The organism is Gilliamella sp. G0441 (genome assembly GCF_050589305.1).
Taxonomy (GTDB): Bacteria; Pseudomonadota; Gammaproteobacteria; order Enterobacterales; family Orbaceae; genus Gilliamella.
Genome location: NZ_JBNRJF010000028.1, coordinates 1 through 2,093, shown reverse-complemented (window position 1 = coordinate 2,093; position 2,093 = coordinate 1). Strand labels below are relative to the sequence as shown.

Genomic DNA, 2,093 nt, shown 5'->3' with positions numbered 1-2,093 from the left:
TGCATTTACACGGTGCGGTGCAGGCGACAAAAAACGCGATCATCAGCGCGAAAGCCATTGACGGACAGGGGCTTAAGCTAAGCAGTGATACCTTAACATTAAATGCCCGTGGGGGTGCTGTCAATCTTGATAATGCCGGTGTGTATGTTGACGGTCAGGCAACGATACATGGCATTGACGGCGTGTCGGCAAAACACGCCACACTCAGTGCCGATGCGCTGACTCTCCACGGGGCAACGGTAGATAACCGGGAAGGAACCTTATTTGGTAAAACCGTGCTTAATCTCACCACGCAACATCTTGATAATCAGCAAGGGAAGGTATTAAGTCAGGGGCAGTTAACAATAGCCGGGTCTGCTCAGGCGTATCTGAATAACCTCAATAATCAGGACGGGACAATATCGTCGCTTTCGACGTTAAAAATAGGCAGCCACACATTAGCCGGTAATCGCAACGGTCGTATAGAAAGCGGTCAGGATATGTTCCTGACGGTGGTATCTGACTGGATTAATCAACAAACCATTCTGGCCAATGGTCAGCTAACCCTTACTGCCAGTGGCCGCATTGACAATCAGTCACAAATTAAATCCGGGGGGCAATTAACCCTGACCGCCCGTGAACTTTATAATCAACAGGCTGGCGATATTGCCGGGGGCAGTACCCGGATTTCAACTACCCAATTAACTAATTATGGTGTGATTGATGGCGGGCTGACTGATATTCAGACCGATACGCTCAATAATCTCGACAGCGGTCGTATTTATGGGGATGCAGTGGTGATTAATACCGGCAAGCTGACTAACCTGAAGTCCGCTGCCGGCTCGGTGGCGCCGGTGATTGGTGCCCGTGACCGGTTACTTATCGGTGCCCGGGAGCTGCTGAATAAAGACCATGCATTATTATTAAGTCAGGGGGAGATGTTTATTGGCGGGCAGGCCAGCACACAAGGGGTGACCGGTCGCAGTCAGCAGGTCAGTAACCACAGTGCCACAATAGAGGCCGGTGGCTCGCTCTATTTAGCGGCGGATAAGTTAGATAACCGGGACTTATATGTCAAAATCAGCAGCCCGGTTGAGGTTGACCGCAAAAGTTATCATGAATATGAATGGTGCTCGGGTGACAAAGATAAATACAGTTGTTTTGGTGGAAATCAAAAACGTTACCGTATCAGTGACAATCGTGAAGGTAAATATCGCTATATTATTGATGAAAATGGCAAAAAAACCAATGAAGGTTATCTTCAATTTGACAAAGGCAATCACGTCAGGTTTTATGTCAAGGGACTGGGGCACAGTAAACATTTTATAGAGTATTTCTATGACCGGGTTATTTACGAAAGCCAGCTGCTCAATCAGGATCCGGCCAAAATACAGGCCGGTAAAAATCTGATCATTCAGGGCGATGTGGTGACCAATCAGGACAGTCAACTGCTTTCAGGTCAGACCATGCAAATTAATGCAAGGCAGTTTGATAATCTGGAAACCAAAGGTGAACGCTGGATTAAAGAGGTCGATTCAAAAGGTCATAAAAATCGCGGAAGGATTTCTCATTACAAAAAAGAAAAGGACGCTCACAACTGGAAAACCAAACAAAAGTACGGCGCTTATCAAGGGGTCAATACCACCGAAGCGATGTCACTGGGCACGTTAACGGTGGCGGAAAACACCCAGCTTTCCCCGGTATCAACCGTTGCTGATAAACAGGGGGTAACGGTATTACCACCGGAATTTGTTCAGTACCCAACGGTGGTGCCGATTAAATTGCCGGATAATACCATTTTTCAAATCAGACCGGAAAAAGAGAGTTTATATTTAATTGAAACTGACCCTCGCTTTACTAACCGTAAAAAATGGATAAGTAGCTTAGATTTTATTGATTCTGACAGTTTACAAAAACGGTTAGGTGATGGTTACTATGAACAGAAATTGATTCAGGACCAGCTGATTGCACTGACCGGTAAAAGTTACCTGTCCGGTTATAATAACAGTGATGACCAGTACCGGGATTTACTCTTAGCCGGTCAGTTATATAGCAAACAATATCAGCTGCAACCGGGGGTTGCCTTAAGCGAAGAGCAGATGGCGGCATTAACC

The 2,093-nt window shown here is 46.3% G+C and carries 1 pseudogene; it reads left to right on the top strand.

The features are described 5' to 3' along the window. A pseudogene (locus ACKJXD_RS11835) lies at positions 1–2,093 on the top strand (hypothetical protein); the annotation flags it as partial.